At 60.5% G+C, this 16273-nt stretch carries 16 protein-coding genes; 6 read left to right on the top strand and 10 right to left on the bottom strand.

What is annotated here, in order from left to right; genetic code table 11:
• Positions 1-14 precede the first annotated feature (14 nt).
• The 3 genes from JJ889_RS07005 to JJ889_RS06995 form a co-directional block, all read right to left on the bottom strand.
• On the bottom strand, positions 15-3152 hold the full coding sequence (locus JJ889_RS07005; RefSeq protein ID WP_291893029.1) for an efflux RND transporter permease subunit: 3138 nt from the start codon (positions 3150-3152) through the stop codon (positions 15-17).
• Positions 3152-4279 (bottom strand): efflux RND transporter periplasmic adaptor subunit, encoded by a 1128-nt coding sequence (locus JJ889_RS07000; protein ID WP_291893027.1) that lies wholly within the window; start codon positions 4277-4279, stop codon positions 3152-3154. The genes JJ889_RS07005 and JJ889_RS07000 overlap by 1 nt, the downstream gene beginning before the upstream one ends.
• Positions 4280-4371: 92 nt before the next feature.
• Positions 4372-5019: a TetR/AcrR family transcriptional regulator gene (locus JJ889_RS06995; RefSeq protein ID WP_291893024.1), complete on the bottom strand. Its 648-nt coding sequence runs from the start codon at positions 5017-5019 to the stop codon at positions 4372-4374.
• Positions 5020-5134: 115 nt separating this feature from the next.
• On the opposite strand from JJ889_RS06995, the gene JJ889_RS06990 reads away from it, so the two are divergent.
• Positions 5135-5761 carry a nitroreductase gene (locus JJ889_RS06990; protein WP_291893021.1) on the top strand — a complete coding sequence of 209 codons (627 nt, stop codon included), beginning with the start codon at positions 5135-5137 and terminating at the stop codon, positions 5759-5761.
• Here JJ889_RS06990 and queF read toward each other — a convergent pair.
• From queF to JJ889_RS06970, 4 genes are all read right to left on the bottom strand, one after another.
• Positions 5758-6219: a preQ(1) synthase gene (queF, locus tag JJ889_RS06985; RefSeq protein ID WP_291893017.1), complete on the bottom strand. Its 462-nt coding sequence runs from the start codon at positions 6217-6219 to the stop codon at positions 5758-5760. The genes JJ889_RS06990 and queF overlap by 4 nt on opposite strands.
• Positions 6220-6260: 41 nt before the next feature.
• On the bottom strand, positions 6261-6578 hold the full coding sequence (locus tag JJ889_RS06980; protein ID WP_291893014.1) for a GNAT family N-acetyltransferase: 318 nt from the start codon (positions 6576-6578) through the stop codon (positions 6261-6263).
• A gap of 90 nt (positions 6579-6668) precedes the next feature.
• A complete protein-coding gene (locus JJ889_RS06975) occupies positions 6669-7034 on the bottom strand; it encodes a hypothetical protein (protein WP_291893010.1) in 366 nt (121 codons plus the stop codon).
• A gap of 2 nt (positions 7035-7036) precedes the next feature.
• On the bottom strand, positions 7037-7513 hold the full coding sequence (locus JJ889_RS06970) for an Lrp/AsnC family transcriptional regulator (protein ID WP_291893007.1): 477 nt from the start codon (positions 7511-7513) through the stop codon (positions 7037-7039).
• A 185-nt stretch (positions 7514-7698) separates the two neighbouring features.
• Between JJ889_RS06970 and ald the strand changes: the two genes are divergently transcribed.
• Together ald and JJ889_RS06960 are read left to right on the top strand one after the other, a co-directional pair.
• Entirely contained in the window at positions 7699-8817 is a 1119-nt protein-coding gene (ald, locus tag JJ889_RS06965; RefSeq protein ID WP_291893004.1) for an alanine dehydrogenase, read from the top strand.
• A gap of 88 nt (positions 8818-8905) precedes the next feature.
• The gene (locus JJ889_RS06960) at positions 8906-9565 is read left to right on the top strand and encodes an HAD hydrolase-like protein (RefSeq protein ID WP_291893002.1); all 660 of its coding nucleotides are present in this window, start codon (positions 8906-8908) and stop codon (positions 9563-9565) included.
• On the opposite strand, the gene JJ889_RS06955 is transcribed toward JJ889_RS06960, so the two are convergent.
• Positions 9562-10197 (bottom strand): cation transporter, encoded by a 636-nt coding sequence (locus JJ889_RS06955; RefSeq protein ID WP_291892998.1) that lies wholly within the window; start codon positions 10195-10197, stop codon positions 9562-9564. The two genes, JJ889_RS06960 and JJ889_RS06955, sit on opposite strands and share 4 nt — an antisense overlap.
• A 69-nt stretch (positions 10198-10266) precedes the next feature.
• Between JJ889_RS06955 and JJ889_RS06950 the strand changes: the two genes are divergently transcribed.
• Positions 10267-10686, top strand: coding sequence for a helix-turn-helix domain-containing protein (locus tag JJ889_RS06950; protein ID WP_291892995.1), 420 nt, complete (start codon positions 10267-10269; stop codon positions 10684-10686).
• A gap of 5 nt (positions 10687-10691) precedes the next feature.
• Here the strand turns inward: JJ889_RS06950 and JJ889_RS06945 are convergent, their stop codons facing one another.
• A complete protein-coding gene (locus tag JJ889_RS06945; protein WP_291892992.1) occupies positions 10692-11654 on the bottom strand; it encodes a nitronate monooxygenase family protein in 963 nt (320 codons plus the stop codon).
• A 655-nt stretch (positions 11655-12309) separates the two neighbouring features.
• Here JJ889_RS06945 and JJ889_RS06940 point away from each other — a divergent pair.
• Positions 12310-13593 carry an ammonium transporter gene (locus tag JJ889_RS06940; RefSeq protein ID WP_366940063.1) on the top strand — a complete coding sequence of 428 codons (1284 nt, stop codon included), beginning with the start codon at positions 12310-12312 and terminating at the stop codon, positions 13591-13593.
• A 240-nt stretch (positions 13594-13833) separates the two neighbouring features.
• Positions 13834-14505 carry a TorF family putative porin gene (locus JJ889_RS06935; RefSeq protein ID WP_291892986.1) on the top strand — a complete coding sequence of 224 codons (672 nt, stop codon included), beginning with the start codon at positions 13834-13836 and terminating at the stop codon, positions 14503-14505.
• A 40-nt stretch (positions 14506-14545) separates the two neighbouring features.
• On the opposite strand, the gene JJ889_RS06930 is transcribed toward JJ889_RS06935, so the two are convergent.
• Positions 14546-16153, bottom strand: a complete 1608-nt coding sequence (locus tag JJ889_RS06930) for a tetratricopeptide repeat-containing sulfotransferase family protein (RefSeq protein ID WP_291892983.1) — start codon at positions 16151-16153, stop codon at positions 14546-14548.
• Positions 16154-16273: the final 120 nt, after the last annotated feature.

The following is a 16273-nucleotide window of genomic DNA, read 5'->3' as shown; positions in this document are numbered from 1 at the left end:
CTCCGCAAGCGCCGCTATTCCGCCGGCACCGCCGAGATCTCGTCCTGGCCGGAATGTCGTTTGACGGCAGCCATCAAGCGCCTGGCCTTGCTCTGGCTTCGCATCAACAGAACAAACGCCGCCGGCGCAAAGATCAGCGCGAGGATTGCCGAGCCACTGACACCGCCAACCATCGCCGAAGCGAACGGCAGCCAGAAATTATCACCCGACAAAAGCAGCGGAATGAAACCGCCAATGGTCGTCAGCGTCGTCGAGATTATGTGGCGTGTCGCATCCATCACCGTGGAGACCACACTGCCCTCTTCCAGCGCCGAAGCCTCGGGCGAGACCTTGAGCGCGGAAAGCACGACAATCGCGCCATTGATCGACAAGCCCATCAGCCCCATCGAGCCGACAATGGCGTTAAAGCCCATGGGCGTCCCGAACAGCCAGACGCCAAACATGGCGAGACCGACTGACAGGAAGGCAACCGTCAGGATCACTCCAGCGAAACGGAAACTGTTGAACGCAAGAACGACCGAACCGATCATCAGGACGATCAGCGGGACGGCAGTGCCCAGCAGATTGCCAACGGCATCACCACGCTCTGCCGCCTCACCGCCCATCTGAAGCTCATACCCCGGCGGCAATTCCAGTCCCGCCTCGTCCAGGCGCTGCATGAACGAAGACAGCGCTGTCGCCGGCAAGGTGAACGGGTCGAGATAGGCGTAGATCCGGTTAATTCGGCGGCCATCCTCGTGGGGAATCTGGGCGACTTGCGGCGCCAGCGTGATCTCGCCCAGTGCGGAGAGCGGCGCTGCGACCAGTTCACCGTCGGCAGTCCGCAACGGCGCGCCGGAGACATCGCTCAACGAGGCACGACGATCTGCGCTAGCGATGATGCGAACAGGCAATTCCTCGATGCCTTCCAGCACACTGCCGCCAACGACACCGTCCAGGTCACTGCGTAACTGGTTGGCCAGGTCGCTCAGACGCAGGCCCGCCAATTCTGTCGAGGCTTCATCGGCCATGACACGCGCAACCGGTTCTCCCATTTCCAGCTGAGCCATGGTGTAGGTGACAGTCGGTGTTGAGGCCAACAAGGTGCGAAGCTCGCTTCCGATCCGGTCAAGTTCGGCCAATTCAGGCCCGACGATAACCAGCTCGATCGGTGCAGGGATCGGCGGCCCCTGTTCGAAAGGCAGGGTCAGCACCCGCGCCTGCGGAAACTCCCGCATCATCTCCTGCTGCAACAGCGGCAGGATGCGTGCGGTCGCCTGCGCAGATTCCGTGTGCACAAAACCGGCTGCGTAGTTGGAGACACCCGATTTGTTACCGACCACATTGTAGTAGGTACGAGGGGAGCTTTCGCCGATCGTCCAGGTGACCCGCTCGATGCCATCATAACGTTCGATGATCTCGCGCGCCCTTTCGGTCTGACGACGAGTTTCCTCGATTGAAGCCGTTGAGGGCAATTCCAGCTCAAGCTGGAACATGTCGCGGTCGGTCGGCGGGAAAAACTGCATCGGCAGGGTCGATGCGGCGACAAAACCGGCAATCGGCAGCAAGACAGACGCGAAAATCCCAACCCAGGGCCTCTCCACGATCACAGTCAGGATACGTTTGTAGATCCACGCCAGAGGCGCGACATGCAGTCCCGTGCGCCAGAAGCGACGTGGTCCGCCGTCAACCTTTGGATCATCAAACCAGGCCGCCAGCGCACCCACGACGGTCATGGCCAGCAGGAAGGAAGCCGTGATCGCAAAGATCACCGAGATCCCGATCATGGAGATGAACTCGCCGGCAGATCCCGGCATCAGCGCGATCGGCGCAAAGGCAAAGACTGTCGTCAGCGTTGATGCCAGAAGTGGCGCAAACAGCAGGCGAACGGCGCCATCCAGCGCTTCCAGGGGGGACTGCCCCTTGGCCCGCAAAAGCCGGTATTCCTCGACCACGACGATCGCGTTATCGATCAACAGGCCGAGCGCGACGACAAGACCCGTTACAGACATCTGGTGCAGAGGTTCATCAAACAGGCGCATCAGCAACATGACGGTCAGCACCGTCAGAGGCAAAGCCGAGCCAACAATGAAAGCCGCTCGCCAGCCCATCATCAGAAAGAGGACGGCGAAGACGATCAGTGCGGAATAACCCAGATTGGTCGCCAGCCCGTTGAGGCGCGATTCCACATAATCGCCCTGTCGGAAAATCGTCTCGACCTGGATGCCAGGCACGCTCTCAGCGAAAGCGGCCACCACGGTATCGGCGCGCTCGGCCCAGACATCGGCGCGCAGGTCCGGCTGCAGATAGGCTGCAACCAGGACCGTGCGCTGCCCTTGGGTCGTCGCGAGGGAGCGGGTTGGCTGACGCTCTCCGCGACTGACCTCAGCCACATCGCCCAGACGCACGAAGCGGCCATCCTGACCGTCTGTCAGGGCGATGGACCGGATCCGGTCTATACCGTCAAACTCTCCATCGATCTCGACACCGAGATCGCTTGCACCTGCGCGGATCTCACCGGCTGGAACCTTGGCATCCGCGCTATTGGTCAGGCTGGCAACATCAGCAACGCTGAGCCCCAGCGAGGCAAGACGCTCCGGGTCCACCTCGACGCGGATCTCTTCTTCAGCCTCGCCGAAAATTCGTGTCTCTTCAGTGCCAGGCATGTTGCGCAGCTCGCGCTCAAGGTCGAGGCCCAAGCGAGAAAGGATGCCGATATTCTCTTCACCCACATCCGCCCAGCTAAGCGCCACGATAATGGTGGCAGCGCCGATATACTGACGATCCACATCAGGGGCACCCGAGGCCGCTGGCAGGAATGGACGGACGCTGTCGACCTGCTCGCGGATCTTGGTCCAGGTCTGGTCGACCTCGGCTTGGCTCAGATCCTCGCGGATAGACATCCCGATCACCGACACGCCGGACCGCGAAGTCGAGAATGTTTCATCGATCTCCGCCAGCTCATTGATCGCATCTTCAAGCGGCTCTGTAATCAAGGCCTCCACACGCTCAGCCGAGGCGCCGGCATACGGCGTCGTAATGGTGCCGTAGCGCTCGACCAGGGTCGGATCCTCCTGGCGACCCAGTGAAAAAAATGCGCCCAGGCCTGCCGCAAGCAGGAGGGTAATCGCCAGGATGGTCAGGCGGTGATATCGATAAAAGAGCGTGGCCATTATTCAGCCTCCGCGCCCGTCTGCAGGGCCACCAGCTGACCCGCGGTTACGCGCTGGAGACCGGCTGCCAGGATGTATTCGCCATCATCGACAGCCCCGCGCACAAACACGCGCTCTGCTTCCACACGAACAGTTTCCACAATGCGGGCTTCCAGCCGGTATTCATCTGCTTCCGGCTGCAAGATGAAAACGGACCACAGCCCGCGGCGGCTCTCCGCGAGGGCATCTGTGGGCACCCAGAATCCATCGGTTCCAACCGGCGTCTCAACAACCAATCGTGCAATTTCACCGATAATGACCGGCTGGTCCGGAGCGATGTCGAACACCGCTGAAACCGTGCGGGTTTGGCGATCCATCAGTCCGGTGTTGGAACGGAAAACGGCGGAGAACTCCCCGCTTTCTCCTTCAAAACGGTAGATTTGCCCATTCTCCAGCGTGCCGATCACAGCTGCCGGCAGGCCGATCCGCACTTCGCGCGCACTCGTTTCCACCAGCTCGAGGACCGGTGTTCCCGGCGCGGCGATAGCCCCCTCATCACTGCTGCGTGCCGTAATCACACCAGCGTACGGCGCCTCAATCACGGCCAGATCGAGCTGGACACGCATGGCATCCGCTGATGCGGCAGCAGCGTTCTGGCGGGCACGAGCGGCATCGGTCGATGTGACGATCTCGTCATATCGTTGCTGGGAGATGTGCCCGCGTTCGAGCAGTATCTGTTGACGGCCCTGCGTATCCCGAGCAAGCGCCGTCTGAGCAGCCGCTTCGCGGGTCTGCGCGTCAGCGGCAGCAATCTGCGCCTCAAGCGTACGGGTATCCAGTCGTGCCAACGGCTGACCGGCCAGGACCTGGTCGCCAACATCCACCAGGATCTCCTCGATCCGACCGCCCTGCTGGAACCCCAGGGCACTCTGTCGTGCAGCAGCGACCACGCCCGGGAAACGCTCCTCGATCAAGGCGGCGTCCTCATAGGCAACTCGATAGGCTGAAACCGGCATGGGCGGCGACGCGGTCTCGCTCAGATTGGCTTCAGCGCGCCAACCGGACACACCAAATACGCTCGCCGCCAGTACAACGGCACCAACAGCGACCATTGTTCCGGCACCAACCCGAAATCGTTTCGCCAGCATGAGACTACCCTTCGCTCAGAATACGAGACGATAGATAGTAACTCAAACCCGGTTTGAAAAGTGAACGACGTTTACTTTTTTGCGCATGGCAACTATGCGTTACAGCATAGACCGCGCATGATCACATCGGTGTGGAAGTCGATAACCTCTTCACGAGTAACATGTTCCGAGCCCGGCATGCCGGACGGAAAATCGTCCAGACAGACCATCAAATTGGTCAGCCCGTGCAGACTAGCCCACACCGACTTGGACGCGACATGCGGGTCCATCTTGCGGAAGGCGCCCTCGGCCATGCCCTTCTCGATCATGGAGACGAGCTTGGACTCGGCCTGATACGCCGTCTCCTCCTCGGAATGCACATGCGGCTGCACACGGGCGGAGGGCGAAAAGGCCATGATATAATGATTGGGCTCTTCCAGACCGGTCTCGATATAGGCCTTCACACAGCGCGCGCAGAGCTGACTGGTCTCGCCGCCCTCGGCCATCGCCTCGTGGATTCGTTTGAGCAAGCGCTCGAAAAACAGATCCCGGATAGCCTCGAACAGGTCATCCTTGGACGAAAAATACTTGTAGATGGCGGCGGGGCTGTAATCGATCGCCTCAGCCAGGCGACGCATCGAAATGCCCTGCTCGCCCTCGCTGGAGAAGATCGCTTCAGCCGCATCGATGATGGCTTCGCGAACCTTGCGGCGGCGGCGATCAGCCGGCGTGTCATCATCGATGGAGATTTCTGCGTTCATGCCCAATACTACTCCCCCCGGAGCCCTTTTGTCACAACGTTGTCAGTTCCAAGATATAACGAGCTGACAAGTGTTTGGTCAAAGACACTGATATTTTAGGGAAGAAAACCTCATAATGAATGAGATCAACCTGCCTGATTTTCCCCAGCCTGGTGAGCGACTCGCCCCATCACACAAATCCGACGATGCGTTGGAATTGCTGACGCGCCGCCGATCCACCCCTGCCATCGGCCTGAGCGAACCGGGCCCCGATGAAGCCCAGATCCGCCATCTGCTTGGTATAGCGGCTCGTGTTCCCGATCACGGCAAGCTGGCACCTTGGCGGTTCATCCTGTTTGAACATGAGGCTCGGGCAAGTTTTGGCAATGTGCTCGGCAAGATCTGGTCAGCCAAGAATGGCGATGCCACGCCGGAGCAGGTGGATTTAGAGCGCAATCGCTTCAATCGTGCACCGCTGGTCATCGCCGTGATTTCCTGCGTCACCGAAAAGCATGCCATCCCGGTTTGGGAGCAGGAATTGTCCGCAGGCGCAGCCTGCCAGAACTTGCTGATCGGCGCCTCGGCCATGGGCTTCGGCGCGCAATGGCTGACGGAATGGTACGCCTTCGACCATGATGTGAAGGACATGCTGGGCCTGCGTTCAGGCGAACGCATAGCCGGCTTCATCTACATCGGCACCGCAAGGGATGAACCGGTGGAACGCAAACGTCCCACCGCTCATATCGGCCGCTGGAAAGCCTAGCCGCGTCCACGATAGGGCGCGACGCCCTGGTCGGGGATCCAGACGCCCTTGGGTGGTTCGCCCGTCGCGAAGAAGACATCAATCGGGATGCCGCCGCGCGGATACCAATAGCCGCCGATACGCAACCATTTCGGGTCGAGCTCCTTGACCAGACGCTGGCCGATCATGGTTGTGCAGGCCTCGTGGAAGGCACCGTGATTGCGGAAGGAGCCAAGAAAGAGTTTGAGCGACTTGGATTCGACGATCCAGTCCTGCGGTACATAGTCGATCACCAGGTGGGCAAAGTCCGGAGCGCCGGTTACCGGACAGATCGAGGTGAATTCCGGACAGGCGAAGCGGATCATGTAATCCGCATCACACGGATTGGCGACACGCTCCAGCTCGGCCTCTTCCGGCGAGTTGGGGAGCGGGGTGTCCGAGCCCAGCTGGCCCAGCACAGTGTAGCGATCATCAGTCATGGCCGGGGAGTTAGCCCTCCCTCGGCCCGAGGGCAAGCCCTTCAGCCTGCGGCCGGTGCGGCCATGCCCTCGATCACATCTCCCCAGTCGGGATTGCGATCCGCCTGGGCTTTCAGGAAGGGACACAGCGGGACGATGGTGAAACCCCTCGTCCGGGCTTCGGAAATGATATGAAGCGCCAACGCCTTGCCCACGCCCATGCCCTTGAAGGCGTCCGGTACGCCGGTGTGATCGACAATGATGCGGCTGGGGCTGATGCGCGAATAGGTCATCTCGGCCTCGTCCGCGCTGCCCGGCAGCCGCGCCACATAGCGCCCCTTGTTACCGTCTTCTTCCAGCGTGATGGTCAGGTCCGTCATGTCGGTCTCCTCAATTCATGTTCGATGAGGAAGATATCTTGCGCTCGGCATTTGATTACCGACGATTTCGGAAAAACTGACTATCCGCAGTCAGACCTCGGTTCCCTCGTCGAGCCAGAGTGTGGCGAACATACCCTTCAGAGGGTTCGCACAGATGTACGCATCCACGGTCTCGCGCCACTCGGGATCGAGGAGGTCGTATTGACCGTCCATCCACGCGGCAAGTGCGTCGCAACCTTCATCGTCTTCTTCCACCCGAATGGTGCGTTCCGATCCCGTGAAAGCCAGAAAGACGGAATCATATGTAAGGGCGTCGACGACTTCGACATCGATCCGCCGAATTTCAGCAACCGGCAGTTCGGCAATCTGTTTCCAGCGTCGGAAAAAGCCGCGCTTAAATTTCTTTATTCGCTCATCGCTCAGCTCTAGACGAAACGGGGAGGATCGACGCGCCACAACTAGACTTCCGTTCCCTCGGCCACCGGCACCTGCGTGCGCGAGAAGACCTGGCGGATGGTGAAGCTGGAATGCAGGCGCGCCACCCCCGGCAAGGCTGACAGGACTTCGCGGTGCACACGTTCATAATCATTCGCGTCACGCACCAGAACACGCACCAGATAATCCGCCTCGCCGCTCATCAGGTAACATTCCATCACCTCGGGCACGTCTTCGACGGCATCTTCAAAACCCTGCAGCGTATCGCGTTTCTGATTGTCGAGCGTCACCTGGACGTAAACCGTGATACCGCGCCCCAGCGCTTCCGACGACAGAATCGCCACATAACGATCAATCACCCCGCTCGCCTCCAGAGCCTTCACGCGGCGATGGCAGGCCGAGGGTGAAAGGCCGGCGCGCTCCGCCAGCTCAGCATTGGTCAGGCGACCATCCATCTGAAGCTGGTTGAGAATGGCGATATCAACGGCATCAAGGCGCATTAGACCCTCGGAGAAAACTTGCTGGCAAAGACAGTGATGTTCGTATATATCACCGCCAAATTTGAGATGTGCGCAGCATTCTTCGCCCACACTCGTCAGAAAGTCAAAATATTTCGAAATCGGCCCGGTTATTTGCACAATTTCGCAGATCCAGCCGGAATGAAGAAAGAGAGCGGGAGAAAATCATGCGCATCGGTGTTCCCAAGGAAATCAAGGTTCGTGAATATCGTGTCGGCCTGACGCCAAATTCGGTCGCCGAACTGGTCGGCCATGGTCACGAGGTTGTTGTTGAAACCACCGCAGGCCTGGGCATTGGCTGCTCGGACCAGGACTATGTCGATGCGGGAGCCTCCATCCTGCCGGACGCTGCTGCCGTGTTCGAAGCCGCAGAGATGATCGTCAAGGTTAAAGAGCCCCAGCCGGTCGAAACGGCGATGCTCAAGCCGCACCACATCCTCTACACCTATCTCCACCTGGCACCCGATCCGGTCCAGGCAGAAGGCCTGCGCAAGTCCGGCTGTACGGCGATCGCCTATGAGACCGTAACGGACAATGAGGGCCGCCTGCCCCTGCTCACCCCGATGTCACAGGTTGCCGGTCGTATGTCCGTCTCTGTCGCTGCGCATTGCCTGCAGAAGGCCCAGGGCGGTCTCGGCCTGATGCTCGGTGGCGTACCGGGCGTCCTGCCGGCCAAGATCGTCATCATCGGTGGCGGTGTAGCCGGAACGCACGCGGCAGAAATGGCGATCGGTGCGCGCGCCGACGTCACGGTCTTTGACCGCTCCAACGCCCGCCTGGCCGAGCTCGACGTCCAGTTTGCCGGTGCCGTGAAAACCGCCTACTCCACCCAGGCTGCACTCGACGCGGCCGTGCGTGAAGCCGATGTCGTCATCGGCGCGGTTCTGATCCCGGGCGCAGCTGCACCGAAGCTGGTCTCCAAGGCCATGCTGGCCAATATGAAGGACGGCGCGGTTCTGGTTGACATCGCTATCGACCAGGGTGGTTGTTTCGAGACCTCCAAGGCCACCACGCATGACGATCCGACCTATGTCGTCGACGGTGTCGTTCACTACTGTGTCGCCAACATGCCGGGCGCCTATGCGCGCACCTCTGCCTTCGCGCTGAACAACGCCACCCTTCCCTTCGCCATCGCGATCGCGAACAAGGGTGTCGAGAAAGCGCTCAATGACGACGCCAACCTGGCCCGAGGCCTGAACGTCTCTGGCGGCGAGATCACCTACAAGTCCGTCGCTGACGATCTCGACCTACCCTACGTCAAACCAGAATGGCTGACCTCGATTTAGGGGTGCAACGCGCAAGAGAATCATAAAAGCGTTACGAGGCCGGTCTAAAAACCGGCCTCTTCGTTATCTGCGGCAACGGGGCCGATTCGTGACTCGACGTTATGACCTGGTGATATTCGACTTTGACGGCACTCTGGCCGACAGCCTGACCTGGTTCCGCACGGCACTGGCTGACGTGGTCGACAAGCACGGCCTGCCGCCGATCTGTGAGGAAAAGGCCGAACGGCTGCGTGGTCTAGCGCCCAAGGCGATCATGGACGAGCTTCAGATCCCGGCGTGGAAACTGCCCTTCATCGCCGCAGATGTCCGCGCCCGGGCCGCGGAGAATGTCGACAAGATCCACCTCTTTGACGGTATTTCCGATGCCCTGCATGCCTTGCATGCTCAGGGCGTCACGCTCGCCGTGGTCAGCTCCAATGGCGAAGTCGCCGTCAAGGAAGTTCTCGGACCTGAATTGACCGCCCTCTTCAGCCAGTTCGCCTGCGGCGCCGCCCTGTTTGGCAAGGCGCCCGTCTTCCGCAAGGTCATCAAGAAAGCCGGCACCACGGCCGAACGCACCCTGTGTGTCGGCGACGAAGTCCGCGACATCGAGGCTGCCCGCGAAGCCGGATGTTCGGCGGCAGCTGTCGACTGGGGGTTCGCAACCCCGCAGATACTCTCCGACAACGGGCCGGACTATCTCCTCGACTGCCGCACCCAGCTGAACGGGTGTGTGAACAATCAGGCCGCGGGCGTTCGCGCCAGCTAGGTCGCACCGCAACGGTTCGACACGGCCTCCTCGGCCATTTCCGCTCTTGCCTGTTTGATGATGCTCACCGCCGAGCGCAGGAAAAGACCCGCCATCAACACGGCGAGGATGAGATCGGGAAAACGCGACTGCAGGGCGAAAACCAGGAAACCGGCAATCACCACCCCGACATTGCCGATGGCGTCATTGCGAGAGCACAGCCAGACCGAGCGGACATTGGCATCACCATCGCGCCAGCGCAGCAGGATCAGCACCGACACCAGATTGGCCACAAGCGCCAGGGTTCCGATCCAGCCCATGGTCGGCGCAGAGGGCAATTCACCGGCAAAAACGTCAATGACGGCCATAGCAAGTACCGCTGCGGCGGTCGCGCCAAGGAAGACGCCCTTGAACATCGCAGCTTTGGCCCTCAGGGCCAGGGAGCTGCCGATCACCGCGAGGCTGATCGTATAGGTCAGAGCATCGCCCGCGAAATCCAGGGCATCCGCCTTCAGGGCTTCGGACCCGGAACCCACTCCGGCACCGGCCTCGACAAAGAACATGACCGCGTTGATGACGATCACGGCAATCAAGGCGCGTCGGTAGGCTTTGGATGTTCCGTCGAATTTGGGCTGGTTGGAACAGCAATCCATGGAATCAGTCTCCCTTGCTGTCAGTGAATGTAATTTCTACAGTCACTGTAGAAGCAAGCGGAAAAAGTCATGAACTTCCACTCGATCGGGCGCGCCAGTGAAATGTCCGGGGTAAAGGTGACAACGATCCGGTTCTACGAAGAGAACGGGTTGATGCCCGAACCGGACCGCACGGCCAGCGGGCGCCGCGTTTATGATGAAGCGCGTATCGACCAGCTGCGCTTCATTCGCCACGCCCGCGATCTCGGCTTCCCGGTCGACAGCGTGCGCGGCCTCATCCGGCTACAGCAACAGCCCGGCAATGACTGCGCGACAGCGGATCGTCTTGCCACGAGTCACCTGCAAGAGGTTCGCGACCGCATCCGCCAGTTGCGAGCGCTGGAAGAGGAACTGGAACGCATGATCTCATCATGCAAGGGCGGCGCAATCGCCCAGTGCCAGATCATGGCGAGCCTGGGCGATCACGGCAAATGCTCGGGGGAGCATTGACGGCACTAGCTACAAAGCCGCGCCTTGGTCGCCTCATACTCCGCCGCCAGCTGGTCGATGTATTCGCCGGCGCTCTGGATGGCCTTGACCGAGCCGATGCCCTGGCCGGACCCCCAGATGTCTTTCCAGGCCTTGGCGTCGGAACTACCGCCGGAACCGAAATTCATCGCTGACGGGTCACTTTCCGGCAGATTGTCGGGATCCAGACCCGCTTCTTCGATCGATTTGCGCAGATAATTGCCGTGCACACCGGTGAAGAGGTTGGTGTAGACGATGTCCTCGGCCCTGCCGTCGACAATGCCCTGCTTGTACGCCTCTTCGGCGCGCGCCTCCTTGGTCGCGATGAAGGCAGAACCGATGTAGGCGTAGTCGGCGCCCATGGCCTGGGCTGCGAGCACACCGCCACCCGTCGAGATCGAACCGGAACACAGGATCGGTCCGTCAAACCATTCGCGGGTCTCGGCAATGAAGCCATAGGGTGAGAGCGCACCGGCATGGCCACCCGCTCCTGCGGAAACGCAGATCAGGCCCGTTGCGCCCTTGTCGATCGCCTTGTGGGCGAAGCGCTGGTTGATGACGTCATGCAGCGTGATACCACCCCAGTTATCGACCGCCTTGTAGACGGACTCCTGGGCGCCGAGCGAACAAATCACAACCGGGACCTTGTATTTCTCGCACAGCGCCATGTCCTCTTCGAGGCGATTATTGGAGCGATGCACGATCTGATTCACGGCGAAAGGCGCAGCCGGCTTGTCCGGATTGGCACGGTTATAGCTGTCCAGCTCGGACGTGATCTGGTCGAGCCATTCATCCAGCTGGCTGACCGGGCGCGCATTCAGCGACGGGAACGACCCGACAATCCCGGCCTTGCACTGAGCGATGACCAGGTCCGGATTGGAGATGATGAAAAGCGGCGCGCCAATCACCGGAATGCGCAGCTTGCCTTTCAGGATATCGGGTTCGGCCATTTCTCTCCCCTTTTTGAGTATATCGACCAAATGTCAGGCGGCTTTGCGCCGCTCGTCTAGTGAACAGTGTTCAGGTGGACGTTAGCCACCGCTCCGGCAGCTGTCGAGAGCCGCAGTGCCTTTCGAGCAAGCTGTTTGCACGGGCATATTTATTTCGCGCCCGAAGGCTTTCCACTTCGCATGTGCAAATTTTTTGCTGCAGATGCGAGCAAGCTTGCTTCATCGGCGTGCAGTTTCGAACCTGCCCGGAATAAAACTTAACGCTTGCTTGACGATTTTGTCCGGCGAAACCCCACTGAAGACGCGGTGTCTTGTCGGGACCGCGATCTGTGACTGCTGGCGGCGGCCGACGCCGGCCTTTTCACCGATCATCGGCAAGACACCGCTAAACGCCATAAGGCGAAACCAGGGCGACAGACCCGCACACAGATCCATCCGACGACCCCGCCGCAGACGTTTTGGCTGCGGTTTTGGCGACGATGCTCCGGGACAAGCCCGGCTTCACAAAACCCAGCTCCGCACACGGGCCGGCATTGCCGTGTCCCAGAGACGCAGCGCCCTGCGCTGCACCCGCAAGACTATGGAGGGTACCATGTGGGAAAAGAAGAGAAGCTGGCGCACCAAAGCGGCAGTGATTGTCGCGGCAGGACTGGGTATGGGTCTTTTGACCTCGGCCAATGCCGCAGCTGAAGTCTCCGAAGAGACAGCCTTTGTTTTCAATACACTGCTCTTCCTGATCGGTGGCTTCCTGGTGATGTTGATGGCGGCCGGATTTGCCATGCTGGAAGTCGGCTTTGTACGCACCAAACACGCCGCAGCGATCTGTCTGAAAAACATCGCGCTCTACTCGATCGCCGGCATCATGTTCTACCTTGTGGGCTATCAGCTCATGTATGGCGGGCAGACCCCCTTCTTCGGCATCCCTGAAATCTGGGCCCCGTCCGAGGTCGCAGCCGATGATAGCATCGACCTGTCGACCGGATATGCCGCCGCATCAGACTGGTTCTTCCAGATGGTATTCGTGGCCACAGCGGCCTCAATCGTCTCCGGAACCATCGCCGAGCGGGTGAAGCTGGGCTCCTTCTTCATCTTCGTGGTCGTCCTGACCGGCTTCATCTATCCGATCCAGGGCTCCTGGGAGTGGGGCGCTGGCTGGCTCGACAGCGAGTTTGGCTTCTCCGATTTTGCGGGCTCCACCCTGGTGCATTCCACTGGCGGCTGGGCGGCACTGGCCGGGGCTATCCTGATCGGCGCACGCTCCGGGCGCTTTGGCCCGGATGCCGTAGCCATGCAGCCCTCTTCGCTTCCGCTGGCAACACTGGGTACGTTCGTTCTGTGGTTCGGCTGGTTCGGCTTCAACGGAGCCTCGCAACTGGCCATGGGCTCTGCAGCCGACGCCGTCGCGATCTCGCAGATCTTCGCCAACACCAATATGGCAGCCGCCGCCGGTGTTGTGACGGCCTATGTCCTCTCGCTGATCCTCGGTCGCGGCAAGGCCAACCTGGCCTATTGCCTCAACGGCGCACTGGCCGGTCTGGTTGCCATCACGGCAGAACCGCTCACCCCGACCGTCACCGAAGCCATGCTGATCGGCGCTGTGGGCGCTGTGATCGCGACGTTCGGCGCCAAATTCCTAGAATCTGTGCGTATCGACGACGTGGTCGGCGCCATCCCGGTTCACCTGTTTGCCGGCATCTGGGGCACGATGGCCGTACCACTGACCAATGGCGATGCAAGCTTCTACGGGCAGGCCGTCGGTGTCGGTGCCATCGGTGCCTTCGTCTTTATCACCAGCTTTGTTGTCTGGCTGGGCCTGAAACTGACCCTGGGCATCCGCCTCTCTGCTGACGCGGAAACGGTGGGCGGCGACCTGTCCGAACTTGGCCACGCTGCCGGAGCAGTCTTCGTTCCCGAGGGAAAGGACAAGGCTCTGGCCTGATCCAGGCCATGGCGAACACGGCCCTGGCGACGACCGCCGGGGCCATCGCCGAAACGACCAGAGCCCTGGTTCAACACCCAACGCCTGAACCCGCCGTCGCGGCCCGCCGCTCGGCACCAGCAACAGGACCATCTCGCAAGCAAGCCCCAATCGCCCGGCGCAAGCCAGGCGGCCGGGTCTCTGCACCGAAATGATCCCCGTGAGAATTGATCAAGTACTTGAAAACAAGGAGTTAGTGGGATGATCAAACAAATCGCAACAGCAGGCCTTCTGGCCATCACCGTATCCGGTATCGCCAGCGCAGGAGACGTCACCGGCAATGTCGGCCTGACGACCAACTACATCTTCCGGGGCATCACACAGACCGATGACGGTCCGGCGATCTCCGGCGGCTTCGACGTCGAGAAGGATGGCTTCTATGGCGGCATCTGGGCCTCTTCCGTCGATTTTGGTGACGACACCACGATGGAGATGGATTTCTACGGCGGATACACCTTCGCGGCGGGAGGGTTCGATTTCGACGCCGGCGCCATCTACTACGCCTATCCGGACAGTCCGGAACTGGGTGGCAACAGCCAGGACTTCCTGGAGCTCTATTTCGGTGGCTCGCGGGAATTCGGTGCAGTAACGATCGATGCCAAACTGTCCTGGTCGGACGATTTCTACGCCGGCACAGGCGAAGCCCTCTACGCGGAGATCGGTGCAGCTGTCGAAATTTTCGAAGGCATCACTGCCGACGCCCGGTTCGGCTCGAGCACCTTCGATGATCTGGCTGGTGCCGACTACGAGGACTGGCAACTCGGCTTGTCTGGTGAAGCTCTCGGAGTGGGCTGGGACCTGCGCTATCACGACACGTCCGACTTCTTCGGTGACGCGCTCGTTTTCTCTGTCTCGCAAAGCTTCGGCGGATAACCCTCCCGGTCGAAGAGTGGCGGGGGCGCCTGCGTCCCCGCTACACCTGTTTCCAGACGGGTCTGAGCCACTCCCCGTCGGCATCAATCACTCCGCCCGCTTCCAGCACCGATATCATCGGCTCCAGGGCATCGCGATAATGTTTCCAGCGTCCGATGGATGAGGAATAGAGCGGCTGACGCACCTGAACCGAGCTCGCGGTTGCGACAGCAGCATCCTGCTGGTGAAAGTCGAGGCAGGCCTCCTCCCACCCCAATCCGCAATGATCCAGCAAGCGGCGCGTTTCGCCTTCCTGATCCGCGATAATGTCCTCATAGCCGATCTCCATGAAACGATCGGCTGGCAGGTGTTCACGCCAAAACGTCATCAGCCGGTCAAATTCCAGGAAATAGCGCGCGGTATGTTCCAGCGCATATGCATAATTGTAATAGGAAAAACTGGTTGCAAAGAGCTGACGGTAATTGCTGAGGCAGGTGTCCAGCGGGTGGCGCCGCAGGCAGACAATCCGCGCATTGGGCAGCGCCGCGTGGATATGCCCGGCAAACATGAAGTTGAGCGGCATCTTGTCGGTGAAGCGGCGCGCTGTGCCAACCAGATTGTCCGTACTTTGTTCATAAGCCTGCCCGAGCGCCTGGAAATCAACATTCCAGCCTGCCTCAAGCGTTGGCGCATCCATCACGAACCCGCCCGGGGTTCGAGCCAACCGCTTCAGCTGGATGGAAAAATTGGACAACTCGCCAGCCATCTCAACATCGCTGTGCGCGCCCAGTATCCGGTCCACGAGCGTTGTTCCGGTCCGCGGCATTCCGACGACGAAGATCGGCCGGTCGCTCCCCTCCCCCCTCACCGGGAGCGGGGTAGGCATATTGGCCGCCGCGGCGAACACCCGGGAATCCTCTCTCGCATCGTGGCGCGTTTCCTCGCACTTCCTGTGCTTGGCCCGCTGCAGCCATTGCATTGCCGCGACAAAGTCCTTGCGATCCTCACAGATGCGCGCGAGCGCATGCCCCAAGTGCAGATCGCTTTCCGACGACGCCGATTTGGCGATTGATGCCTCTAGCGTCTTCTCCAGCGCCGCATCGACGTGTTTGCGCCCCAGCGACACCAGCGCCGAACTGGCCTTGAAGAGATCGGGGTTGATCGCGATGGCCTGTCGATACGCCTCGGCGGCTCCATCAAAATCCCCCGAAAACTGCCGCGAAGTTCCCAGATTGTAATAGAAATTGGCGTCACCCGGGTTCTGCGCAACAGCCGTCTCGAACAGCTCTACCGCTTCGGCATGCGCCCCCAACCGGGTCAGCACGACCCCGATCGTGTCAAAGGTTAGCGCATCACGGGGCCCGCACTTGGCCGCCTCGCGCACCGCCGGCCATGCCAGATCCTGACGATTGATGATTAAAAGACAGCGCGCACGATGAGCGTGCAGCCGCGCATCCTCAGGTTCCAGCGCGATCGCCCGATCGAGAATCTCCGCAGCCTTGCCCGCATTGTCGTGCTCGAGCGCAATCATCGCGAGCACGAAAAACGCCTCTGCATCAGCACCGTATTGCTGCAAGACCGCCAACGCCGACCGGTGTGCGGGCTCGAATCGTCGGGCCGCCAGATCGGCACGGGCCGAATCAATCAGCGCGCCTTTAGAAGTATTCATCACGCAAAAAGCTCCCGAAACGAGGGTTCTGGAGAAAACTGGTTACAAAATCGCGCCGAAGGCGTGTTCCCCGCGCAACAACTCGCCCACAAATGGACCGGAATGACAATTTTATAACGC

The sequence above is a fragment of the Maricaulis sp. genome (assembly GCF_017643475.1).
Lineage (GTDB): Bacteria > Pseudomonadota > Alphaproteobacteria > Caulobacterales > Maricaulaceae > Maricaulis.
Note: the sequence above shows the minus strand (reverse complement) of the source record. Positions and strands in the feature narration are given on the sequence as shown.

What these genes read in the sequence shown, in the direction of transcription:
- JJ889_RS07005 (WP_291893029.1), bottom strand. Translation starts at nt 3,152, where the DNA reads ATGGCCACGCTCTTTTATCGATATCACCGCCTGACCATCCTGGCGATT.
- JJ889_RS07000 (WP_291893027.1), bottom strand. Translation starts at nt 4,279, where the DNA reads ATGCTGGCGAAACGATTTCGGGTTGGTGCCGGAACAATGGTCGCTGTT.
- JJ889_RS06995 (WP_291893024.1), bottom strand. Translation starts at nt 5,019, where the DNA reads ATGAACGCAGAAATCTCCATCGATGATGACACGCCGGCTGATCGCCGC.
- JJ889_RS06990 (WP_291893021.1), top strand. Translation starts at nt 5,135, where the DNA reads ATGAATGAGATCAACCTGCCTGATTTTCCCCAGCCTGGTGAGCGACTC.
- queF (WP_291893017.1), bottom strand. Translation starts at nt 6,219, where the DNA reads ATGACTGATGATCGCTACACTGTGCTGGGCCAGCTGGGCTCGGACACC.
- JJ889_RS06980 (WP_291893014.1), bottom strand. Translation starts at nt 6,578, where the DNA reads ATGACGGACCTGACCATCACGCTGGAAGAAGACGGTAACAAGGGGCGC.
- JJ889_RS06970 (WP_291893007.1), bottom strand. Translation starts at nt 7,513, where the DNA reads ATGCGCCTTGATGCCGTTGATATCGCCATTCTCAACCAGCTTCAGATG.
- ald (WP_291893004.1), top strand. Translation starts at nt 7,699, where the DNA reads ATGCGCATCGGTGTTCCCAAGGAAATCAAGGTTCGTGAATATCGTGTC.
- JJ889_RS06955 (WP_291892998.1), bottom strand. Translation starts at nt 10,197, where the DNA reads ATGGATTGCTGTTCCAACCAGCCCAAATTCGACGGAACATCCAAAGCC.
- JJ889_RS06950 (WP_291892995.1), top strand. Translation starts at nt 10,267, where the DNA reads ATGAACTTCCACTCGATCGGGCGCGCCAGTGAAATGTCCGGGGTAAAG.
- JJ889_RS06945 (WP_291892992.1), bottom strand. Translation starts at nt 11,654, where the DNA reads ATGGCCGAACCCGATATCCTGAAAGGCAAGCTGCGCATTCCGGTGATT.
- JJ889_RS06940 (WP_366940063.1), top strand. Translation starts at nt 12,310, where the DNA reads ATGGGTCTTTTGACCTCGGCCAATGCCGCAGCTGAAGTCTCCGAAGAG.
- JJ889_RS06935 (WP_291892986.1), top strand. Translation starts at nt 13,834, where the DNA reads ATGATCAAACAAATCGCAACAGCAGGCCTTCTGGCCATCACCGTATCC.
- JJ889_RS06930 (WP_291892983.1), bottom strand. Translation starts at nt 16,153, where the DNA reads ATGAATACTTCTAAAGGCGCGCTGATTGATTCGGCCCGTGCCGATCTG.